Genomic DNA, 268 nt, shown 5'->3' with positions numbered 1-268 from the left:
CGATCGCCAGATGGCCAAGGATGATCTGATCGTCGGCGGCGAAGGCGCTCAGCACATGGGCGGCCTTCCGGTCGTGGAAGGCGTCGAAACTGCCGCGCAGGGTCTTGCCGTCAATGGCCACCGCCGGGGGAAGGCTCGCACCCTCGACCGGGACATCGGCAAGGCTGGCGGCATGGTCGCGGAACACCCGCTCCAGCTCATCGGCATCGAGACCGTGCAGGGTGAACCGTACCGACGAATAGGCCGGAGCGCGGCGGAGCGACACGCC

The 268-nt window shown here is 68.3% G+C and carries 1 pseudogene; it reads right to left on the bottom strand.

The features are described from left to right. Positions 1-268: pseudogene (locus MTBSS4_RS04630) on the bottom strand (ISAs1 family transposase); the annotation flags it as partial.

This window comes from Magnetospirillum sp. SS-4 (genome assembly GCF_902729425.1).
Lineage (GTDB): Bacteria > Pseudomonadota > Alphaproteobacteria > Rhodospirillales > Magnetospirillaceae > Phaeospirillum.
The sequence above is the reverse complement of the archived record's forward strand: the minus strand, read 5'-3'. Positions and strand labels throughout refer to the sequence as shown.